Origin of the sequence: Aquimarina sediminis (genome assembly GCF_002895435.1) — a bacterium.
Lineage (GTDB): Bacteria > Bacteroidota > Bacteroidia > Flavobacteriales > Flavobacteriaceae > Aquimarina > Aquimarina sediminis.
Window position 1 is genome coordinate 363,633 of the sequence record NZ_POYJ01000001.1, and the last position, 21,340, is coordinate 384,972.

The following is a 21,340-nucleotide window of genomic DNA, read 5'->3' on the forward strand; positions in this document are numbered from 1 at the left end:
ATGAAAACTAGAAAATCAAATAGTGTACAAATTAGTCCATTAGTAGAAAATGGTTGTTGTAATTCAATATCAGAAACAAAAGAAGTTACAGCAACATCATGTTGTACACAACCCGAAGATGGATCTTCTTGTTGCGATAAGAGTATGAGCAAAGAAGAAAATATTACAAATACGGGATGTTGCTAAACAAAAAGGTAACCTTATCTTATGGTACAAGCCCCCATTTAAAGGGGGCTTTGCATGCTAGCGGAATAATGGCTTTTGCCGGTCTGGGTGATGCCATACTTTATCCTATACTACCCATATATGGAAAAGAATTAGGCTTTTCTATGTTCTTTATAGGCATATTATTATCAATCAACCGTTTTGTAAGAATCATAGCAAATACACATATTGCAAATTTGATTAGAAAAATAGGAGTAAAAAAAGTATTGATTATTACTTCAATTATGGCTTCTATAACGACATTAACTTATGGTTTAGAATTAGGAGGAGTAATAGCTTTCCTGATTGCCCGGGTTTTATGGGGATTAAGTTACTCGGGTCTCAAAATGTCTACTCTAAGTTATGCTTCAAAGTCTAAAGAAAAATCTGGATTAGCTTTTGGACTATCACAAAGTGTAAAATCTTTGGGTCCCATATTTGTGTTGTGGTTGGGGCCAAACATTATTAATAAATACGGAATGCAGATTGGATTATTTATTACAGCACTGGTAAGTATGCTTGGTATCTTGTTAGCATATTCGTTACCAGATTTAATGACCAAAGTCAAAATTCCTGTAGTAAAAACGAAGAACACGTTTCACCCTAGTGCTATAAATCTACTGGTGTTTGTACTTTCTATAGCTATAGATGGTATTTTGGTGGTAACTTTATCCAATACATTGTCAGGAAACTATGCAAATCAAGAGGATTTATTAGTCTATGTAGCTTTTTATTTGTTACTAAAGAGATTATTTATGCTCCTTTTTTCGATGTGTATTGGTTTTCTTACTTTAAAGATAAAAGTTGAACTGATATTTTCTGTTGCAGTTGTATTCTGTGTAATTGCATTATTGCTAGTAGCTTTCAATAAAGTTATCATTGGGATAGTTATTGCTTTTTTATGTAATACAGTTATAGTTACTTTTTCTCCCTTAATCGCAATAAAAAAACAACGTCAGGATAATCCATTACAAGCTATTTCAGGAATAAGTACCTGGTGGGATTTGGGCGCAGCAATTGGGGCATTAATAGGACTCCATATGATTGAAACCCTAGGAATGCAATATCTATTTTTATCTTTGTCTATCATAACCCTTGTTTTATTCATTAAATTTAATATTCAGAATGCAAAATCTAATTACTCAACTATATAATCCCCTTTTGGGATATGTTAAAAAACAGGTGCGTAGTCATGAAGATGCCCAGGATTTAACACAAGATGTATTCTATAAACTGTCTAAATCAAATAGTGATGGTGTAGAAAATCTAAAAAGTTGGGTTTATACTATAGCAAAAAATACTATTACAGATTATTATCGAAAAAAACGAATACTTACCGAAGAGATTGATAATAGTACACTTTCACCTAGCGATAATAACGATCCAGATGCAGCGCAAGAGCTTGGCAAATGTGTACATTCTTTTATAAATCAATTACCCGAAGAATATAAAGAATTAATGATACTCTCAGAGATCAAAGAAATGTCTCAAAAAGAAATAGCCGAGCTATTGGATGTAAACTATATTACGGTTCGTTCCAAAATCCAAAGAGGTCGCAAAAAACTAAAAAACCTTTTTACAGATTGCTGTACCATTATTCAAGGAGGTAAAGGAAGTATTATGAGTTATGAAAAAAATGAGTGTAACATGAATAAAAAAGATCAAAAATGCTAAAAAAAATAGAATCGGAATAATAGTAACATATTTCTATAACAAACTTCAAGGATATCAAGATATAGTTAGAGGATCTTCAAATAAATTCCCTAAATACTCAGATGCACTTCGAAAATTCTAAAATACATTTCAAGAATAATCAGATAAGATTAGAAAACTCTAAAATATACTTCGTTAAGATCCAAATAAACTTCTAGAATTCCCAAACATACTTCGGTGATCGTCGGATAAGGTAAGAAAACCTTAAAATAACTCATATAATTTTTTGCTATAGTCAAAGTATTATTGAGAGTAGTATGATAGTACTATATTTTTTATACAAGAAGGTAATTAGTTGTATTTAAATCAGCGACTTACTCTGTTTTTCGTATCTTTATAATGATGTGAAGGAAATTTTTGAAATTGGATCTAATTGTTAAGGCTTTTTAATATGGCTATACCTCCTAAAACATCAAATTCTAGTCGACGATTCACTTTATTGAGAAGTATCATTCTCCTATGTCATCTTGTGCTTATTTTGGATATGGGTATGGCACAAGGAATTGGTGATGTAAACCCTTATAACAATAAAAGGGTTGAAGAAGTACGTATTAGAATCGTTAACCCTTCAAATGATTCTATTTTCAATCAAAGAATTGAGGATAAAGTACGACAAGATTTAAAAATCTTTCCTGACAATAAATTTTCAAGAAATCATGTAGAATTCTCTTTATCGATGTCTCGTCGTGATCCTAGAATTGCTTCGACATTAGTTGAACTAGAGTTTGGATCTACTGGAGGGGTTATTGTTCTGGTTTATGTTACTCTGGGAGAATCAGTTGGAGGACCTTCTCAAAAAGGGTTTCTTATATCCAAATCAATTAAAGATCTACCAAAGCTATATGATTCTGGTAGTACATTTGCACGTTTAAAACTCGAAACATTAGGAATCCATTATAGTAATACAGATGCGTGGTATGGAAGACCTGTAGAGCTTCTTCAAGGAAATCCACTGGTTGATGGTAAACCTTCTGGAGAAGGGTATGAGGATTGGGTAGAAGGCTTTGTTCATTTGGGAGCCTATGGAATAACCCCCTTATACAAAAACCTGCACTTCTATGGTGGACTTAGCGCAATAGTAAGTGGATCTGCAGGTCAGGAATTGTTTACCGACGAATCCAGAGCATATGTAGGTCTTGAGGATGCCTATGTAGGGCTAATCACCGGAAAAACATGGGAAAACGGAAATCGACTTGTGTTTAATACTTCGGTAGGAAGACAACGATATACCTTAGGAGATGGGTTTCTTATAGTTAATACATCTGCAAACGGAAGTGACCGTGCTGCATTACAATCCAACCCTAGATGGGCAGCCGATATGCTAGCACGAGCAAGTCTAAAATATAATAATAATGTACTAGAGTTTTTCTATCTCGATCCAGATGAGCTTCCTGTAGTTGATTCTAAGACAGGAATACTGGGTCTTAATATAGAAGCAAAGCCTGCTACAAATCTATCAGTAGGAGCGAGCTATTTGTATGTTCCAAAATCCGATTTCGGGTATTTTACCACAACTGAAACATTTAGCAGAGAAGGTCTAAGGGTTATAGATGCTCGTTTTCGTTGGAATTCTGCTCCACCAGGACATTCAGGTATTTTTTTGGCTGGAGAAGGAGGAATACAGACGAATAAAAACTTCCCGATGGAAGCCTATGGATATTTTGGTGAGGTAGGATGGAACTTCTCTGAGCTTCCTTGGACACCAACCATAAGTTATCGACACGCTCGTTTTTCGGGCGATGATCCTAATACTACCAGGTTTGAAAGATGGGATCCTCTGTTGTCTGGAGGAACAGGAGAACAATGGGTTCAGGGAATTAATCATTTTAAGGTAGTTCAGATATCAAATGTAGTGGCTCATCGATTTCAATTACGGCTTCGCCCCAAACCCAAACTTGAGTTAGTACCTCAATTTTGGTTGTTTAGAGCTGATAGTAGAACAAATTTGGGAGGCAATCCAGCTCTATCCTTCCTAAATTCAAAGGATTATGGAGTAGAAGGGAACCTAACCTTTAAAATATTTTTATCACGTAAAATTTTTATTCAAGGTCATGTTGCTGCAACATTTCCTGGTGATGCGGTTCAAATCCCTTCAGTTCAAAATATAGATAATTGGTGGAGCACAATGCTATTTATAAGATATGCCTTATAGGTTTATAAAATCAATAATCAAAAACACATAAAGTCATGAATAGAAGAAACATGTTAAAAAATACAACATTGGCTACTCTGGGAGCCAGTGCAGGTCTGGCTTGTGCCAATGAGTCGAATAAGTCAGAAATACTTTCATCTCCCACTCAGGAAAAAGGAATTGGAAAAAAAGATGTGGCTCCTATAAATCCGGATTATTTTATCCCAAATCGATTTAAAAACAAAACTATAATTGTTACTGGATGTGCAAGAGGAATGGGAGCTGCTGCAATCAAAAGGGTTGCTAGAGAAGGAGCCAATGTTATCGGTGTTGATTGGCTTAAAGAAGAGGGAAGTGCAGTGATAGATGAAATCATTAAAGAAGGAGGTTCTGCAAAGTTTGTTTATGGGGACGTTTCTACGAATGAAACCAGTAAAGAAATGGTTAAAGTGGCTGTAGATTCATATGGAAAATTGGATTATGCCATAAACAATGCTGGTGTTATGGATGCGATTTTTCCAGGAGATCCTATTGATTATGAAAAACAGAAACACCTTACTTTTAGTAGATGTCATGAAGCAACAGACGAATACTGGGATGTAGTAATGCGGGTAAATACAACTGGTGTTTTTAAATGTATGCGAGAAGAATTAAAACAAATGGTAGCCCAAAATCAAGGAGGTGCAATTGTTAATGTAGCTTCTGTAGCAGGTTTACGTGGTTTTTCGGGTACACCATCTTATGTAGCTAGTAAACATGCTGTTAATGGTCTTACCAAAAATGCAGCTATAGATTACGCCGAGTTTGGTATACGAATTAATTCTGTGTGTATGGCCAATACAGCTACACCCATGGTAGAGCGAGCATACAAATTAGTAACAGCCAAAGTAAAAGCTAGTAAAGGAGATGCTGGTATGGGAACTATTAAGACCAAAAGTCTTTTGCAATATACTGATTCAAACCATAGGGATGCAACACCAGAAGAACAGGTCGCAGTAATGCTATTTTTGTTATCTGACGAGGCTTCTAATATTACAGGAGCAAATTATGCTACAGACGGAGGGTTTACTTCATATTAAAATTAATTATCATCCAAAAGCACAAAAAAAGTAATTGTAAGTTAGATATTTGTTGTAGTAAAAAACATGAATTGAATTTTATTCAAGCTGTATATTACTTTTTTTCATGGTGTTAGGCACTACCATTAGAATAAAGTATTGTAATTTCATCTTTTAATTTTAAGAGAATTTAAAGAAACAAAAACAATACAATTTCAATATGGAATCTACTTCAAAAGAGTTTCGCAAATATGCACATCAATTCGTTGATTGGATGGCGGATTACATGGATAATATAGAAAACTATCCGGTTAAATCCCAGGTAGTGCCAAAAGAAATTTATAATCAAATAGAGGATAGTATTCCTAATCAGGGAGAAGATATAGAAACAATTTTTAATGATTTTGTAAATATCATTATGCCCGGAGTTACGCATTGGCAGAGTCCAAATTTTTATGCATATTTTCCGGCAAATACAAGTCCTCCATCAATATTGGCAGAAATGCTAACGGCTACTCTTGGTATACAGGGAATGAAATGGGAAACTTCTCCTGCTTCAACAGAATTAGAAGAACGAATGATGGAATGGATACAAAAATGTATCGGTATTCCTAATAATTGGGTAGGAGTTATCCATGATTCTGCATCTTCTGCAACATTAGCTTCAATTTTAACAGCAAGGGAACAAAAATCGACTTTTAGAATAAATGAAACTGGTTTTGAGAAAGATACAAAATTCAGGGTGTATTGCTCAGAAGAAACTCATTCTTCAATTGAAAAAGGAGCAAAGATCGCCGGTATAGGAAGAGCTAATGTGATAAAAATACCTACAGATCAAACTTTACGATTACGACCTGAGGTTTTGCTTCAAAAAATAAAAGAAGATATAAAAAATGGTTATAAACCACTTTGTATAGTTGCTGCAATTGGGACAACTGGTACTACCGCCATTGACCCATTAAATGAGATTGCAGATATCGCAGAAAAATTCAAGATATGGTTACACGTTGATGCTGCATATGCGGGTTCAGTACTGCTTTTGCCAGAATTTCATCATTATCTTAACGGAATAGAAAAAGCAGATAGTTTTGTTTTTAACCCGCATAAATGGTTATTTACAAATTTTGATTGTTCTGCTTATTTTGTAAAAGATAAGAATGCTCTAGTTAATACTTTTGAAATTTTACCAGAATATCTTAAAACAAAAACCGATGGATCTGTTAATAATCATTGTGACTGGGGTGTTCCTTTGGGAAGGCGTTTTCGATCATTAAAGCTTTGGTTTGTAATGCGCAATTATGGACTAGTAGGATTACAGAAAAAATTAAGAAACCATATTGAATTGGCAAGATGGTTTGAAAACGAAATTGCGAAATTGCCAGAATTTGAACTTGTAGTGCCTCGTAACATCAACTTGATATGTTTTCGTTTTAAACCCCAAAAATTTAAGGATGTAGAAGTACTCAATAGAATAAATGAATCACTTATGCATGATTTAAACGATTCTGGTAAGATCTACCTTACACATACAAAAGTAAATGATATCTATACATTGAGACTAGTAATAGGTCAAACGAATGTAAGTGAACGACATGTTGAGAATACTCTACAATTGATAATCGAAAAAGCTACAAAAACCTTTAAAAAATACAATAGAGAGGTTTATTAATTAGAAAACAAGATATAAATTTTACCAAAACTTATTTTTTACTTTTTATATAGAGAAGTAGCTTTTTCAAGCTTTTTTTGAACTCTCTTTCTAAGCCGTCTCGGTTGTAGTACTTCTATTGTATTGCAAAACCCAAGTATAAGACGTTCCAGTTCGAGATTAAGGTGAACATACAATTTGATAATTATACTACCATCATCATTCTCTTCTATAATCTCCTGAGAATGATGAAAGGGTTTTGTAATAACATAAGGAGCATTATCCTTATCAACTTTTAGTAATACATCCTGTAGCTGTTCTTCATTAAGTACTGTAACTCCAATGGTATTTTTGTAATATTCGTCTCCGCTAAAATTCTCATCCAAATATGAAATTGATGAGTCATAATCTAACTCAATGATCCTGTCTAATGCTAGTGTGATTATTGGTTTTTGAGAAGAAGTCTTACCAATAAGAAACCAGCGGTTGTTAAACTCTTTTAGTATAAAAGGATGAAGTGTAATAATAGAGGCTTTTCTAGCCTTAAAGGATTGATAAGTAATCTTTAATACTAGCTTTTTGATAATTGCCTGATACAGGCTATCAAGATATTGCAAACCTTTAAGGCTTTCATTTTTATCCAAATGAATAATTGAGGATTGATGTGTTTTTTCTGTATATACTTTGTCTTCTAATCTTTGAATGATACCTCCTAATTCTGAAAATAGAGAAAAGTCTTTAAATTGTTTAAGCATTTCTACCGTTTCTGATAAGACATTCATGTCGTTTTCGGTAATCGGAATGTCGGTAATAGTATAATTTTCTTCTTGATATTTATAATATTTCCGATCATATACTTCTATAGGAGCATTATATCCAAGCTTGTCACTACGCATCATTTGGATATCCAATTGCACCGTTCTTTTACTAACGTTGATTTGCCTTCCTTCATATTCATATAATGCATTAGAACAAGCTTCGATTAAGTCATCCAATGTCCATTTTAGATAATTATTTTGTAAACATTTATCAATGGTTTTATAACGAATTAATGCGTTTTTGTTTAATGCCATTATCTATGAATTTTTTGTCGAAAATAAAGATTATTTATGGCTACGCAAAATTACTGCGCAATAAGAACAAATCTTTGTAATATGGTAATTGAGAATTTGGAAACCTTAATCCAAAGTTCATTTCGAATCTCTTTTTACATTAGAAAAAATACATTCAAATTAGTAATAGTAAAACAACCATTTGATAACCTTTATGAAGTGAGTCTTATAAAACATAAAAACATGTTATCTAGAAATAGAGGAAAAGTAGCTAGTGATGATCGTCTTTTTGGAGATCCTATAATGCAACAAAAATTAAAAGATGCAGTACAAGATATGTCTTATTTACTAAGTAGAGGGTTTGCTGAGAAATCTTCTTTACAGTTGGTTGGAAACAGATATTTGTTAAATGTCCGACAGCAAAAAGCCTTGTTAGGAATGAGTGCAAGTCAAGAGCACGTTACTATCAGAAATAAACGAACAGTTAAACCAGAAAATATTGATAATAAGGTAGTTGTTATTGATGGATTCAACCTTTTAATTACTATAGAAAGTGCACTGTCTGGCGCATATCTATTTAAAGGTATAGATGGATTTTATCGTGATGTCTCAGGAGTTCATGGTACATATAAGAGAGTTCAAAAAACTGAAGAAGCGATTCTACTAGTAGGTAACATATTAAAAAAATTGGGTGCCGATACTGTACTTTGGTATTTTGATGCACCAGTTTCTAACAGTGGAAGACTCAAAACAAGATTATATGAATTGGCGGCTCAATATCAATTTCCTTGGGAAATATATTTGGTAAATAATCCAGATAAGGAATTATCAAAATCCAATCATATCGTAGTGAGTTCTGACGCCTGGATTCTTAATAAAGCAAAACAAAATTTCAATTTGGGGGCATATCTTATAGAGAATATTATTTCAAATATAAATATAGTGTATGCAGAGTAAGCTATTTTACAAAAAAATATAATTATATATAGATGGTTTTGTACTTATAGTGTATCTTAATGGTAATCATTAAAAAAATGAAAAAGAAAATAAATGTCACAGGAAAAACGCTAATTGAATTAGGTTTTAAGTCGGGAAAGTGGTTTCCTGAAGCAATGGATTATATCAATACAAATCAGCTCGATAGTGATACAATGATGAGTTATTTGAAAAGATTTGAGACTCCGCCTATTCAAGAGTTGCATACTAAAGCGATCTCATTCGAGATAAATATTAAAGCAGAGAATGAGCTGGAAGAAACCAATGTGCAATCCGTTATTACTTCTATGAATACTTTAATGCGTACACCTACAGTAGTAAATGGTGCAGTGATGCCAGATGCATGTCCTACAGGACCTAATGGAACAATACCTGTTGGGGGAGTAGTAGTAGCAAGAAATGCAATTCATCCTGGAATGCATAGTGTAGATATTTGTTGCTCTGTAATGCTTACAGATTTTGGTAAAGCAGACCCAAAGAAAGTGTTAGATGCAGCACATACTAATACGCATTTTGGTCCAGGAGGAAGACCTCTAGAAAGACAATTCAAGTTAACAGATGAGCTTTTAACAGCATTTAAAGAAAATCCATTTTTGAATGCTGATAAAGATATTGCAATAGCCCAAGAGCACCTGGGAACTCAAGGAGATGGAAATCATTTTCTTTTTGTAGGGCGATCAAAAAAAACGGGAAACACAATGATGGTAACGCATCATGGCTCAAGAGGTGCTGGAGCGAGATTATATTCAAAAGGAATGCATATTGCAGATCGTTTTAGAAGAGAAATTTCTCCCGATACGTTAAAACAAAACGCATGGATTCCATTTAATACAGAAGAAGGTCAAAATTATTGGAATGCGTTGCAAATCATTAGAAAATGGACAAAGTTGAACCATGAATCTATACATAATGCAACCTTGACATCTCTAAAAATGGATGCGGTAGATCGATATTGGAATGAACACAATTTTGTTTTTAAAGATGGTGATTTGTTTTATCATGCAAAAGGGGCAACACCACTAGATCAAAAATACATGCCAGATATTACTGGTCCTAGATTAATCCCTTTGAATATGGCAGAACCTATTTTGATTGTAGGTGGTAAAACTACCAAAAACAATTTGGGTTTTGCTCCTCATGGTGCCGGACGTAATATGAGTAGAACTCAACATAAAAAACGTAAAGAAGGAAGAACAAAGGAAGAGATATTTTATGAAGAGACCAAAGGACTTGATATCCGCTTTTTTTCTAATGAAATAGATATATCCGAATTACCTAGTGCGTACAAAAATGCAAAAACTGTTAGAAATCAAATGAATGAATTTGGATTAGGAACAGTAATCGATGAAGTAGTACCATACGGATCTATCATGGCAGGAGATTGGAAGAAAAATATGTCCCGCAAAAAGAAAAAGGAAAAATGAAAATTTCCGAAACTATTCGTGATTGTATCCCTTTCATTACTGAATCTTGGAAAGAATCCTACAGAGACTTTTTGGTAGAAGAACATATAGAAACTTTTTCTAAAAGAATGGAATTGTATATGGATAACAAAACTCCGCCAAAATATACATTACCGGTATTTGAAGAAGAGGTGACACCTCCAGTAGAAGTAGCATATGGAAGCTTTGATGATGCAATCAGAACAACCAAAATGTGTAAAAGCTTGGAGGATGAAAAGAAAATATCAAAGTTGTGGGCAGCTACTTTAGAAAACACACCCTTTGAGTATCTTTTATTAATAATAGGACAACGATATACGCCAGCAAGTATTAAAAATCAAGCAGCAATACCACCAATAAAAAAAGTTTTAATAGAAAGCTGCTTTATACCCATTAATTCTCAAATTGTAATGGCTACAAGAGCCTGGGAAAAACATATAGGTAGATCAACCGATAATTTTTGGGGGCAGATAAAAGGAAACTCTAAAGAAAAAGAAGAAAGGGTTAAAAGATTGGTAATGTATATGATAGAGTGCCATACATGGTGGAATATGTTTTATCATTATAAACATGAACTGGTATATGAGATAAGAGTACCAAGTGGTCATGGTATACGATGGACTAGTGACGGGACAAAACTAATCGGGTTTCTAGAACCTTTTGTATAATTGCGTAATATTAACATTAATTAATTTGATCCTTCAAAATACCATTGTATATTGCGTAATATAAACGCAAAATAAAATATTATGTTCGGAATACATTATATAAAGTTCGATTCGATGAATTATGTAATTCATTTTAAAGGAGGTAAAATAAAAAAAGAAGGTAGAGGGCTGTCTTTCTTTTATTTTGCTCCCAGTTCTTCTATAGTTTCAATACCAATAGAAAGCAATGATTTTCAGTTTATATTTTCTGAATCGACAAAGGATTATCAGGAAGTAAATATACAGGGGCAGATAACTTATAGAGTTGACAATCCTAAGCAACTGGCCGAAGCTCTGGATTTTACAGTAGACAAAAAGAAAAACTATATCAAAAATGATTACGAAAAAATCCAACAACGAATCATAAATGAAGCTCAGACCGCCAGTGCCGGAATAATACAAAAGCTAAATTTAAAAGATTCTTTAAGACAATTACAGCAGATAGAATCCAACATTTTAGAAAATATTCAAAGTTCTAAAACAGTAACTATGCTCGGGATAGAAATTCTTAGTGTTAACGTACTAGGAGTAACGCCCACACCCGAAATGGCAAGAGCTCTAGAAGCGCAAACTCGTGAAGAACTACAGAAAGAAGCCGATCAGGCAATTTATGAAAGAAGAAATTTTGCTGTTGAGCAAGAAAGAATCATTAAAGAAAGTGAACTGAATACAGAAATTGCTGTTGAACAAAAACAAAAGCAAATTGTTGAACAAAAAATGGAAACAGATGTAGTAAAACAAGAAAACAGCCAAAAGCTTAGAGAGATGCAGATGATGTCCAATACTACTTTAGAGGAACAAAAACAGAAACTTATTGATCTTAAAGCAGAAAACGATAAAAAGGAAGCAGATTCTAAAGAATATATTTTGAATGCTTCTCTACGCCCATACCAACAATTAGATTGGAAAACTCTTATGGCAATTAATTCTAAGGGAATTGATCCCAGAAACAATATTGCTTTAGCCTTTAGAGAGCTTGCCGAAAATGCCGATAAAATTGGAAATCTAAATATTTCTCCCGAGTTATTGGATTCAATCCTATCAAAAAAGGGTTGAAGCTATGGAGTTTGACAAAATTATAATCGTAAGAGACAAAACCCGTCTTGAGCAATTGATAGAGCGTTTTAATTCTAAATCTCAAGCAAAATTTTACTTAGAAAGATCCGGAGGAGATATTGGATTTTATGAATTAGAACACGAGACTTTTTATAAATCATTAAGGAAGGTAGAAATGGATATTTCTGGATTTATCAAGTACAAGACTATACATCGTTCCTTTTTGCCAAGTTATATATTTACTCAAGGAGATCTTATCCTGGTTATCGGGCAAGACGGTCTGGTTGCTAACACTGCAAAATATGTAAAAGGACAACCGATTATAGCTATCAATCCAGATCAATATAGATATGATGGTATATTACTATTACATACACCAAATACTTTTTTGGATATAGTAAAGAGCTATTGTAAAGGTAAAAATACGACCAAAAAGGTGACCATGGCAAAAGTTAAGCTCAATGACGGACAAGAGTTATTAGCATTTAATGATTTTTATATAGGGGCAGCAACACACATTTCTTCGCGATACAGTATTGAGTATAATGGTATTAAAGAAAACCAATCTTCTAGTGGTGTTCTTGTATCTACTGGTGCAGGTTCTACAGGCTGGCTAAGCTCTATATTTAATATGAACAATAATATCAATACCTATACAGGTCAACTTAGTAAAAAACATGAAGTATCTCTCAATTGGGAAGATGATAAATTATTATTTGTGGTTAGAGAGCCGTTTTTAAGTAAAATGTCTGAGATAAATTTGGGTTTTGGAATAATCAAAAAAGAAGACACATTACTAATAGAGTCTAGCATGCCAACCAATGGTGTCATCTTTAGTGATGGTATAGAGTCTGATTTTTTAAACTTTAATTCTGGTAGTATTTGCCAAATTAGTATTGCTCACGAGAAAGCTAATTTGGTAGTGTAAAGACTTATGTTTTATAAATTACTCTATCTAGTTATACATATAAATAAGACTGGACTACTCAATACTTTAAAACTGGGTGAGTAGAACTATCCAAGATGCCAATATATTTGTAACATCAAGAAGTAAAAATAAAGGAGAAGTAAAACATCGAAATAAATGAAAATATCCAAAAGTACATTAGAAGACGTTAATGATATTTTTTTGTTATATGATATGGCTATTGCCTATCAAAATAAAAAGAATGCAGTTGCTTGGCCCAAATTACAAAAGGAATTAATTGAAATAGAAGTTGAAGAAGGAAGGCAATATAAATTAACTGTTAATAACGAAATAGCCTGTATTTGGGTATATACATTTAATGACCCTGAGATATGGGAAGATAAAAGTAAAGACCCCGCAATTTATATTCATAGGATAGCTTCAAACCCAAAATTTAGAGGGCAAAATTTGGTTACCGAAGTTTTTAAATGGACAATAGCTTATGCTCAAGAGCATAATTTAAAGTACATAAGGCTCGATACTGTTGGAGATAATCAGGGGCTCATTAACCTGTATACGAGGAATGGATTTGATTATCTAGGAACAACTATGATAAAAGATCCATCTAATTTACCGCTACATTATCACAATAATGAAGTCTGCTTATTTGAAATGAATGTGTGATTCAATATAGTTGTTCTTAACTTATTTATGATTTATGTTCTCAGATGTATCATACTTTTTTTTCATTTTATAATATTCATTATATAAACTTCTATACGGAGAGATGAAATTTACCCTATGGTAAATTATTATTTGTATATTTACCGACCGTGCAGTCAGTTTTATGAATACTAATATATGAAAGACAAGAAAGGAATCATCCTCGGGATAGCAACAAGACTCTTTTCTGAAAGAGGTTTTGAAAATACACCGCTGTCTAGCATATGTGAGGAGGCTAATGTTTCAAAAGGTCTTATTTTTCATCATTTTAAATCCAAGAATGATTTATTACGAGAGATTTTTAGAAAGACTACAAATACAATAATTCAGATTAATACTACAGAGCAATCAAGTATTTCTCCAAAGGCGAAGTTATTAGAACTAATAGATTCATTTTTTATACAATTAGAAAAAGATAAATTATTCTTTCAATTAAACTTAAGTGCCATTGTACAACCTAAAACAAGAGAACTGTTAAGTGATCTTGTTAAAGAAAGATCATCTTTTATTTTGAATTCTTCCAAATCAATTTTTGATAAAATAGATTCTAACAATGCTTTGATATTGAGTTATATGTTTATAGCAGAATTAGACGGAATCGCCCTGAATTATCTTGGGATTTTTGAAGAATATCCTTTACAAAAAATGAAAAAACACCTGCTCAATAAATACACAGCCAATGAATTTTATAAAATCTGATAGCACAGATACAATTAACAACTTTAGAATACAACTATATGAAAGGTTGGCTTCTCCTGTTGATGCTATGTGGGAAAAACTTTATATCGCTTCTTCTCAACATTATCTAATACAAATTGATGAAAAAAATATTGGATATTGCTGTATTGATGATGATGATAGCTTAACGCAAATTTTTCTTACAGATGCAAATTTGTATTTAATGCAAAACACGATCAAAACTTTAATTGAGTCAAAGTTAATTGATACTGCAAGTTTAAGCTCCAATGAACCGATTTCATTTAATGCATGCCTTTTATATTCTAAATCGATAAAACCAAATACTTTTTGTTTTCAACATTCAGGTTTAGTGCCAGAATATTCTTCTACTTTAGATCTAATGATTGCATCAATAGATGATGTGCCATTGATTAAAGTATTTCTTAAAAATCAAATAGGGTTTGATGACAATTTTGGTTATACCGAAAATCTGGTAATGAGAAAAGAAATGTATGTGTGTAAAAAATCATGTAAAATACTGGCAACAAGTGAATTGCGGGTAAGTGGTTCTCAGAATGATATTGCAGATCTTGGTGTTATTGTAAACAAACAAGAAAGAGGAAAAGGAATTGCTTCACAAATATTAAGGCAACAAGCAAATAAGGCTAAAGAGGTGGGTAGAAAACCAATTTGTTCAACCACTGTTGATAATCCAGCATCCAAAAAAGCTATAGAAAATGCAGGATTTTATTGCTCTTCGATTATCTTTAATATAGAATTCTATGATTGAAAATCATTTATAATATTTATATATTTGATTTTTATAACTAGATATGACTTTTGATAATCCATTACTTTTTTTTATTTGTTCAATAGGTGTTTTTAATGGATTTTTGATTAGTTTTTACTTTTTGTTTTTTAGTAAACAAAAACGAATTCAAAACTTCTTTTTGGGCTTGTTATTACTTTTTCTTTGTATTAGAATAGGGAAATCTGTGTATGCAATTTTTAGCGAGCCGTCGGAGCGTAACTTATTAATTATGCAAATCGGTTTATCTGCTTGCTTTTTAATTGGCATTTCTTTGTTCTATTATTTAAAATCTTCTGTAGAAAACACAAAAGTGATATTACCTTCTTGGAAAATTCATTTCTTAATTTTGACCCTGTTTATTGTTAGTATTGGATTTATAAAGCCTTATGAAACAAATAGAATATTTTGGTCCCAATATGTTTTTTATCTTATATATATAGTTTGGGGAGTTTATATACTAATGTCAACTTATATTTTGAGGGATGTTTTTATCAAAATGTTTAATAAAAAAGAAAAATGTACTACCTCAGAATTGTGGTTAGTTGCTGTTTTTATAAGTAATCTGCTAATTTATACTGCCTATATTATTGGTTTTTTTTATTTGTATTTAATAGGAACAATAACTTTTTCTGTAGTTTTTTATGGGTTACTAATTTTTCTTTTGTTTAAAAGTAACAGAGATAATATTTTTCAGGATATCCCTAAAAAATACCAAACAAAGAAAATAGAAGAAGTAGAAGCAAAATCATTAGCATTAGCTTTAAATAAAGTGATGATTAAAAATCAATTCCATAAAGACACCAACATTAAATTAAGTGATATAGCCAAAGAGCTACAGATATCTTCTCATAAATTATCACAATTATTAAACGATAATCTAGGAAAAAGCTTTGCTTTGTTTATAAATGAGTACAGAATTGAAGAAGCCAAAAAATTATTAAAAGAAAACAATCAATTCACTCTAGAGTCTATTGGTTATGAATCTGGTTTTAGCTCTAAATCTACGTTTTATGCTACATTTAAAAAAATAATAGGACAAACACCTGCAGAGTTTAAGAAGCAATTCTCTTAAACTTCTCAGCCTATATTTTATCCTAAGTTATAATTCTGGACTCTTCAATTATAACATCTCACCACTTTCTTTTATCAATTTTAGAGATTTGACAAAATCTTTAAAATTACATTATGAAAAATTATATCCTATCAACGGTTATATTACTATTTACCTTACAATCTGTTAAATCACAATCAGATTATTCTGAAGTAGAGAACACACTTCAGAATTATATAAATGGAAGCTCATATAATAAGTTAGATGTATTAGAAAGTGCATTTACTAAGAATGCCACATTGTATCTTACTGCCAAAAAAGGATTTAAGGTCTTTACTCCTAAAGAATATGTTGCATTTTTTAAAAATAATGAGCCCGGAAAATTTAATGGTCGCAATGGTAAAGTACTAGCAGTAGAACTTGTACAAGATATTGCTACGGCCAAAGTTGAAATCTCAATTCCGAAAAGAGAAATGGTATACATCGATTTGTTTTTACTTAAAAAAACTAATAATGGCTGGAAAATCATCAGTAAGACAGCAACCAAAATGGAAAATTTATAAAGGATTGATTGATGAAAAACATAATAATAGTTAGTCTTTTATTTAGCTTGTATTTAAATGCTCAAAAACAAACTATCCCTTTTATTGATGCCAAGATTAAGATAGACGGAAAATTTGATGAACAAGTTTGGAAACAGTTACCTGAAGTTACAGGCTTCTATAATTATTTGCCAACAGACATCGGTTTGGCTAAAAATCAAACTTCGGTAAAAATTTTCCATAATGCTAAATACCTTTATATAAGAGCTATATATCATGATAGCACACTTAATACTCAGGTAAACACTTTGAAGCGGGATGTTTCTATTGCTTTTAGCGATTCTTTTATTGCTATTTTGGATACTCAGAATCAAGAGCAAAATGCATATTTTTTTGCAGTAAATTCATTAGGAAATCAAACCGATGGATTGGTCGGAAGGGTTGATGATAGTTATAATTTAAATTTTAGCTGGAATACCGTATGGCAGTCTGACGCAAGGTTAAATGGTAATAAAAAACAATATGAAATTGCTATTCCATTAAAATCACTAAACTATAACAAGGATAAAACCGTATTCGGAATTCAATTTTATGTAAGAGACATAAAAAACAATTCATGGACTATCTTAAAAAATGTAAAACGTAACTATACGAATTTTGATTTACGTTTTACTGAGAAGTTTATAGTTGATTCTTTACCCAATACGACTGCATCAAATTTTACCATGACACCATCAATACTTACGAATTATTCTAATGATATTGAAAACAATAATGATGACATCGGATTTAAACCAAGCTTGGATGTACAATATAATATGTCATCTTCATTAAAATTAGATGCAACAATTAACCCCGATTTTTCTCAGATTGATGTAGATCAGCAAGTTACTAATCTGACTCGATTCTCAGTTTTCTTTCCAGAGCGTAGAAATTTTTTCCTTGAGAATGCTGATTTGTTTTCTAACTTGGGAGTTGATGGTGTAAACCCTTTTTATTCCAGAAGAATTGGTGCCAAAACTCCCATCCAATTTGGACTAAAGCTATCTGGTAACTTATCATCAAAAACTAGAATAGGCGTTCTTAATGTTCAAGCTGATAATGAGAAAAATATTTCCTCTCAAAACTACGGAGCTTTGGTTACCGAACATCAGCTCTCCAAAAATTTTACTACTACAGGTTTTTTTATCAATCGACAAGAGACTAATAAATTTGATTTTATTAATGATTATAACAGAGTTGCAGGTGTTAATGTAAATTTTAAATCAAATAATAATAAATGGGTAAGTATTGCAAATTTTGCAAAAAGCTTTAATGATGGTATTTCCAGTGATAATGGTTTTTATAATATTGGAGTCTGGTATAATAAACGAGGGCTAGAATGGAATACATCAATAAAGAAAATAGGCGAAAATTATATAACCGATATTGGTTTTACCCCAAGGTTGTACAACTATAATGCTATTAATGACACAGTAATAAGAGAAGGATATACCCAAACAACTGCCAGACTTGAATATCAAAGATTTTATGAAAAATCGAAACTAAATTCTATACGCTATATAAACTATAAGAATGATAACTATTTTGACGATCATGGAGCGTTAAACCAATCTTCACATTTCTTAAACTCAGCAATTTTTTTTAAGGATTTATCTTCTATTTACTATGTGTTTAATTATGATTATGTTGATTTGAAATATGGTTTTGATCCCTTAGGAAATCAGAATTCTTTGATTCCAGATCAATATCATTTTGGTATCCTAAAATTAGGATACAATTCTGCTAATAACAAAAGATTTAGGTATCGATTAAATGTACAAAAAGGAACCTATTATAACGGAGAAAGAACCGCAGCAGGGGCGTATTTGAACTACCAATTACTACCTTTTGCTAATCTTCAATTAACTTATGATATTAATAAAATTGATTTGAATGAACTAGGAAAAGAGACCTTTCATTTGGCACGTTTTACTGGAGAATTGTTTTTTAATACCCGTTTAAATTGGACAACTTATGTGCAATACAATACACAAAGAAATAATTTTAATGTCAATAGTCGCTTACAGTGGGAGTATAAACCATTATCGTATATCTATTTAGTAATTACTGATAATTTTGATAAGAATATAGCGAGAACCAATTGGGGAGCCGCTTTTAAAATAAACTATCGTTTTGACTTTTGATTGTAATTAAAGAAGCCAAAGGTATATTGGTATTAGTTTGTTTATAACATATTAATAATTTTACCTTTGGCTTCTTTGTTTTTACAGTAAGTTATGAATACAAAATCAAACACACACCCATCATAATCCCAAATAAAGGGATCAATTTTTTACGTTTATTTTTTTCTTTAAAAACTAGACCACCAACAACTACAGCAATTAGTATTTGACTTCTTTTTATTGCAGACAATAACATGATCAAAGCCTCTGGATCCTGTAAGGCTTTAAAATAAAAGTAATCTGCAGCTTGTAATAAGATACCAACTGCAACGATGGTCCAACGCCATTTAAACTCTTTTCTTTTTTCTTTATTTGGGAACCATGTTATGGATAAGATTCCTAGTAAAATTAATACAGTATAAAAGCAAAACCAAAATTGTAATGTTTGTGGATTGAGTTCTAAGCTTTGAATCAGGAACTTATCATATAATCCACTTGATGCTCCCAAAAAAGTGGCGCCAATAATAGCGAATATCCATTTGTTTCTTTTAAAATTGATTCCTTCTTTTTTTCCGATTTTTGAGTACAGTATAACCGATAAAATAATAAGAAAGAAACCTATCCATTGCAAGAAATTAGGTTTCTCTTGATAAATAAAAATGGCTCCAATAAAGGTAAAAAACGGACCTGCAGAACGTATCGGGGTCACAATAGTTATTGGTAAGTGTTTTAATGCCTGGTATGCCAAAACCCAGGATGAAGCCATTATCATTGATTTTATAAAAATAAAACCATGAATTTTCCAGGAAATACTGTTTATATGAAACCCAATCTGTTTTGTATATTCTGGAAAATAAAAAGAGCCTATAAAAAAAGGAAGGAGTATCAAAAAACCTGAGCCAATTGTACCCAAAAGCACAGGAAAAACCTCGTTTCCTTGTACTGCATGTTTTTTACATAAATTATGTAATCCTAAAAAAAGCGCTGCCAAAAGACCCAAATACATCCACATGGCGCGAATATAGGATTTTACTCCATTTTGGAATTATAATTTTTGTGCCAATTTTAAAAGCTTTGTAAAATGTAGTTTATTAGTATGAATTTACTGAAGTAACATGATGATTGAGTAGTATATAGTTTATCTGGAGATCAATAATTTTGAAATTAATCACTAACACTCGGTTTTTGGTGATTAGATAGTTAATTTGTACTTTAAGTAAATTATAGAAATACTATTTTTTATTTTAATGAAGATAGATTATAATTTAGTGTCTCAATTAGAGATTCTTGGAGTTTTACAAGGTGTAATATTAGGCGCTATTATAATTATTGGGAAAAATAATGGAAATAGATCCATTATCTATTTGGGGTTAATGATTATTGCGTATTCTCTTGATTTTTTATCTGGAATTCTTGATGATATGAGTATAACCAATATATATCCTAAACTAAAACTATTACCTTTTAGTTTTACTTGGATTATTTTTCCTTTATTATATGTGTATGTTCAAAAGTTTTCAATTTTTAAAAATCAAAAAATAAGTTATTGGGTACTATATCCGGGTTTAGTTTCTGTTGTAATAAATATCATTTTGTTTTTCTTTCCCGTTTCAAAAAAAAATATTTTTAGTGATTCAAATTGGTACATTATTTATGATCTAATTGGGTTTTTATATTCTCTCTTTATAGGATTTTTAACACTAAAATTAATAATAAAACAAAAAAGGGAGTTAAAAGATCAATTCTATAATACCGAATCTAGTGAATTACGCTGGATATATTGGTTTGTAATTGTTTCTCTAGGGTATATTTTTTTATCTCTTTTCTTGGTTCTTATTCTATTTTCCTTGTTGTTAAAAAATGATAATATTACATCTATTGTATTTTCAAGTGTTGATGTAATATTATTGTATTGGCTAACAATTCATGGGTTAAAATATAAATACTTCAACTCTGCAACGAAGAATTTTTTTATTTATAATAAAATTTTATTAAGGAAATCAATTAGTATTAAATATAAAAAGGAATTTGAAAGTTTAATATTTCAATTAGATAATTACTTATTACAGACTGAAGCATTTATGTCTCCTAGCTTCTCTATATCTAAAGCAGCCATAGCCTTAAATGTTCATACTCGAAAGATTTCTTTAGCAATTAACACTGTTGGTCAACAAAATTTCAAATCTTTTGTAAATAATTATAGAATAGAAAAGTCTAAAGACCTTATTAAAAATAATTCTATTAGAGAATTTAGCATTGAAGGTATTGGAAATGAAGTTGGGTTTAAAAGTAAAAGTGCCTTTTATAAAGAATTTAAAAGACGAACCAATTCAACTCCTTTACAATACTATAAATCTTTATCTAAAAACAAATAAGTAAAATCAAATATTAGATTTGATATATCCCAGTTAGTTTGTATTTCAGAAATAAGAACTGTTTTTTTTACATTTCGGCGG

At 31.5% G+C, this 21,340-nt stretch carries 20 protein-coding genes; 18 read left to right on the plus strand and 2 right to left on the minus strand.

The window, feature by feature from the left end; translation table 11 throughout:
* From C1X07_RS01650 to C1X07_RS01675, 6 genes are all read left to right on the plus strand, one after another.
* A complete protein-coding gene (locus C1X07_RS01650) occupies window positions 1–186 on the plus strand; it encodes a hypothetical protein (RefSeq protein WP_103068230.1) in 186 nt (61 codons plus the stop codon).
* The gene (locus C1X07_RS01655) at window positions 177–1,358 is read left to right on the plus strand and encodes an MFS transporter (protein ID WP_103068231.1); all 1,182 of its coding nucleotides are present in this window, start codon (window positions 177–179) and stop codon (window positions 1,356–1,358) included. Before C1X07_RS01650 ends, C1X07_RS01655 begins: the two co-directional genes overlap by 10 nt.
* A complete protein-coding gene (locus C1X07_RS01660) occupies window positions 1,330–1,878 on the plus strand; it encodes a sigma-70 family RNA polymerase sigma factor (RefSeq protein ID WP_103068232.1) in 549 nt (182 codons plus the stop codon). Before C1X07_RS01655 ends, C1X07_RS01660 begins: the two co-directional genes overlap by 29 nt.
* Before the next feature lie 430 nt (window positions 1,879–2,308).
* Window positions 2,309–4,069 carry an alginate export family protein gene (locus tag C1X07_RS01665; RefSeq protein WP_103068233.1) on the plus strand — a complete coding sequence of 587 codons (1,761 nt, stop codon included), beginning with the start codon at window positions 2,309–2,311 and terminating at the stop codon, window positions 4,067–4,069.
* Window positions 4,070–4,104: 35 nt separating this feature from the next.
* Complete coding sequence (locus tag C1X07_RS01670; RefSeq protein ID WP_103068234.1) at window positions 4,105–5,127, plus strand: SDR family NAD(P)-dependent oxidoreductase; 1,023 nt, start codon at window positions 4,105–4,107, stop codon at window positions 5,125–5,127.
* Between the two features lie 199 nt (window positions 5,128–5,326).
* Window positions 5,327–6,775 (plus strand): pyridoxal phosphate-dependent decarboxylase family protein, encoded by a 1,449-nt coding sequence (locus C1X07_RS01675; protein WP_103068235.1) that lies wholly within the window; start codon window positions 5,327–5,329, stop codon window positions 6,773–6,775.
* A gap of 38 nt (window positions 6,776–6,813) precedes the next feature.
* On the opposite strand, the gene C1X07_RS01680 is transcribed toward C1X07_RS01675, so the two are convergent.
* Window positions 6,814–7,827 carry a helix-turn-helix transcriptional regulator gene (locus tag C1X07_RS01680; protein WP_103068236.1) on the minus strand — a complete coding sequence of 338 codons (1,014 nt, stop codon included), beginning with the start codon at window positions 7,825–7,827 and terminating at the stop codon, window positions 6,814–6,816.
* Between the two features lie 222 nt (window positions 7,828–8,049).
* On the opposite strand from C1X07_RS01680, the gene C1X07_RS01685 reads away from it, so the two are divergent.
* The 11 genes from C1X07_RS01685 (at window position 8,050) to C1X07_RS01735 (ending at window position 18,905) form a co-directional block, all read left to right on the plus strand.
* A complete protein-coding gene (locus C1X07_RS01685) occupies window positions 8,050–8,763 on the plus strand; it encodes a DUF434 domain-containing protein (RefSeq protein WP_103068766.1) in 714 nt (237 codons plus the stop codon).
* A gap of 77 nt (window positions 8,764–8,840) precedes the next feature.
* Window positions 8,841–10,226: an RtcB family protein gene (locus C1X07_RS01690; RefSeq protein WP_206604196.1), complete on the plus strand. Its 1,386-nt coding sequence runs from the start codon at window positions 8,841–8,843 to the stop codon at window positions 10,224–10,226.
* Entirely contained in the window at window positions 10,223–10,912 is a 690-nt protein-coding gene (locus C1X07_RS01695; protein WP_128755173.1) for a hypothetical protein, read from the plus strand. The genes C1X07_RS01690 and C1X07_RS01695 overlap by 4 nt, the downstream gene beginning before the upstream one ends.
* A 114-nt stretch (window positions 10,913–11,026) precedes the next feature.
* A complete protein-coding gene (locus C1X07_RS01700) occupies window positions 11,027–12,007 on the plus strand; it encodes an SPFH domain-containing protein (protein ID WP_241507170.1) in 981 nt (326 codons plus the stop codon).
* A 4-nt stretch (window positions 12,008–12,011) separates the two neighbouring features.
* On the plus strand, window positions 12,012–12,935 hold the full coding sequence (locus C1X07_RS01705; protein ID WP_103068239.1) for an NAD(+)/NADH kinase: 924 nt from the start codon (window positions 12,012–12,014) through the stop codon (window positions 12,933–12,935).
* 156 nt (window positions 12,936–13,091) lie between these two features.
* On the plus strand, window positions 13,092–13,598 hold the full coding sequence (locus C1X07_RS01710; protein WP_103068240.1) for a GNAT family N-acetyltransferase: 507 nt from the start codon (window positions 13,092–13,094) through the stop codon (window positions 13,596–13,598).
* A gap of 177 nt (window positions 13,599–13,775) precedes the next feature.
* Complete coding sequence (locus C1X07_RS01715) at window positions 13,776–14,336, plus strand: TetR/AcrR family transcriptional regulator (RefSeq protein ID WP_103068241.1); 561 nt, start codon at window positions 13,776–13,778, stop codon at window positions 14,334–14,336.
* Window positions 14,317–15,105, plus strand: coding sequence for a GNAT family N-acetyltransferase (locus C1X07_RS01720; RefSeq protein ID WP_103068242.1), 789 nt, complete (start codon window positions 14,317–14,319; stop codon window positions 15,103–15,105). Before C1X07_RS01715 ends, C1X07_RS01720 begins: the two co-directional genes overlap by 20 nt.
* Before the next feature lie 481 nt (window positions 15,106–15,586).
* The gene (locus C1X07_RS24885; protein WP_164914071.1) at window positions 15,587–16,198 is read left to right on the plus strand and encodes a helix-turn-helix domain-containing protein; all 612 of its coding nucleotides are present in this window, start codon (window positions 15,587–15,589) and stop codon (window positions 16,196–16,198) included.
* 113 nt (window positions 16,199–16,311) lie between these two features.
* The gene (locus C1X07_RS01730; RefSeq protein WP_103068244.1) at window positions 16,312–16,740 is read left to right on the plus strand and encodes a nuclear transport factor 2 family protein; all 429 of its coding nucleotides are present in this window, start codon (window positions 16,312–16,314) and stop codon (window positions 16,738–16,740) included.
* Between the two features lie 11 nt (window positions 16,741–16,751).
* A complete protein-coding gene (locus C1X07_RS01735) occupies window positions 16,752–18,905 on the plus strand; it encodes a DUF5916 domain-containing protein (protein WP_103068245.1) in 2,154 nt (717 codons plus the stop codon).
* A gap of 91 nt (window positions 18,906–18,996) precedes the next feature.
* On the opposite strand, the gene C1X07_RS01740 is transcribed toward C1X07_RS01735, so the two are convergent.
* Window positions 18,997–19,896 carry a DMT family transporter gene (locus tag C1X07_RS01740; RefSeq protein WP_103068246.1) on the minus strand — a complete coding sequence of 300 codons (900 nt, stop codon included), beginning with the start codon at window positions 19,894–19,896 and terminating at the stop codon, window positions 18,997–18,999.
* A gap of 235 nt (window positions 19,897–20,131) precedes the next feature.
* On the opposite strand from C1X07_RS01740, the gene C1X07_RS01745 reads away from it, so the two are divergent.
* Window positions 20,132–21,259: a helix-turn-helix domain-containing protein gene (locus tag C1X07_RS01745; RefSeq protein ID WP_103068247.1), complete on the plus strand. Its 1,128-nt coding sequence runs from the start codon at window positions 20,132–20,134 to the stop codon at window positions 21,257–21,259.
* The last annotated feature ends 81 nt before the right edge of the window (window positions 21,260–21,340 follow it).

What these genes read in the sequence shown, in the direction of transcription:
- C1X07_RS01715 (WP_103068241.1), top strand. Translation starts at nt 13,776, where the DNA reads ATGAAAGACAAGAAAGGAATCATCCTCGGGATAGCAACAAGACTCTTT.
- C1X07_RS01740 (WP_103068246.1), bottom strand. Translation starts at nt 19,896, where the DNA reads ATGTGGATGTATTTGGGTCTTTTGGCAGCGCTTTTTTTAGGATTACAT.
- C1X07_RS24885 (WP_164914071.1), top strand. Translation starts at nt 15,587, where the DNA reads ATGTCAACTTATATTTTGAGGGATGTTTTTATCAAAATGTTTAATAAA.
- C1X07_RS01745 (WP_103068247.1), top strand. Translation starts at nt 20,132, where the DNA reads ATGAAGATAGATTATAATTTAGTGTCTCAATTAGAGATTCTTGGAGTT.
- C1X07_RS01650 (WP_103068230.1), top strand. Translation starts at nt 1, where the DNA reads ATGAAAACTAGAAAATCAAATAGTGTACAAATTAGTCCATTAGTAGAA.
- C1X07_RS01690 (WP_206604196.1), top strand. Translation starts at nt 8,841, where the DNA reads ATGAAAAAGAAAATAAATGTCACAGGAAAAACGCTAATTGAATTAGGT.
- C1X07_RS01670 (WP_103068234.1), top strand. Translation starts at nt 4,105, where the DNA reads ATGAATAGAAGAAACATGTTAAAAAATACAACATTGGCTACTCTGGGA.
- C1X07_RS01655 (WP_103068231.1), top strand. Translation starts at nt 177, where the DNA reads ATGTTGCTAAACAAAAAGGTAACCTTATCTTATGGTACAAGCCCCCAT.
- C1X07_RS01730 (WP_103068244.1), top strand. Translation starts at nt 16,312, where the DNA reads ATGAAAAATTATATCCTATCAACGGTTATATTACTATTTACCTTACAA.
- C1X07_RS01735 (WP_103068245.1), top strand. Translation starts at nt 16,752, where the DNA reads ATGAAAAACATAATAATAGTTAGTCTTTTATTTAGCTTGTATTTAAAT.
- C1X07_RS01675 (WP_103068235.1), top strand. Translation starts at nt 5,327, where the DNA reads ATGGAATCTACTTCAAAAGAGTTTCGCAAATATGCACATCAATTCGTT.
- C1X07_RS01680 (WP_103068236.1), bottom strand. Translation starts at nt 7,827, where the DNA reads ATGGCATTAAACAAAAACGCATTAATTCGTTATAAAACCATTGATAAA.
- C1X07_RS01705 (WP_103068239.1), top strand. Translation starts at nt 12,012, where the DNA reads ATGGAGTTTGACAAAATTATAATCGTAAGAGACAAAACCCGTCTTGAG.
- C1X07_RS01685 (WP_103068766.1), top strand. Translation starts at nt 8,050, where the DNA reads ATGTTATCTAGAAATAGAGGAAAAGTAGCTAGTGATGATCGTCTTTTT.
- C1X07_RS01660 (WP_103068232.1), top strand. Translation starts at nt 1,330, where the DNA reads ATGCAAAATCTAATTACTCAACTATATAATCCCCTTTTGGGATATGTT.
- C1X07_RS01710 (WP_103068240.1), top strand. Translation starts at nt 13,092, where the DNA reads ATGAAAATATCCAAAAGTACATTAGAAGACGTTAATGATATTTTTTTG.
- C1X07_RS01720 (WP_103068242.1), top strand. Translation starts at nt 14,317, where the DNA reads ATGAATTTTATAAAATCTGATAGCACAGATACAATTAACAACTTTAGA.
- C1X07_RS01700 (WP_241507170.1), top strand. Translation starts at nt 11,027, where the DNA reads ATGAATTATGTAATTCATTTTAAAGGAGGTAAAATAAAAAAAGAAGGT.
- C1X07_RS01695 (WP_128755173.1), top strand. Translation starts at nt 10,223, where the DNA reads ATGAAAATTTCCGAAACTATTCGTGATTGTATCCCTTTCATTACTGAA.
- C1X07_RS01665 (WP_103068233.1), top strand. Translation starts at nt 2,309, where the DNA reads ATGGCTATACCTCCTAAAACATCAAATTCTAGTCGACGATTCACTTTA.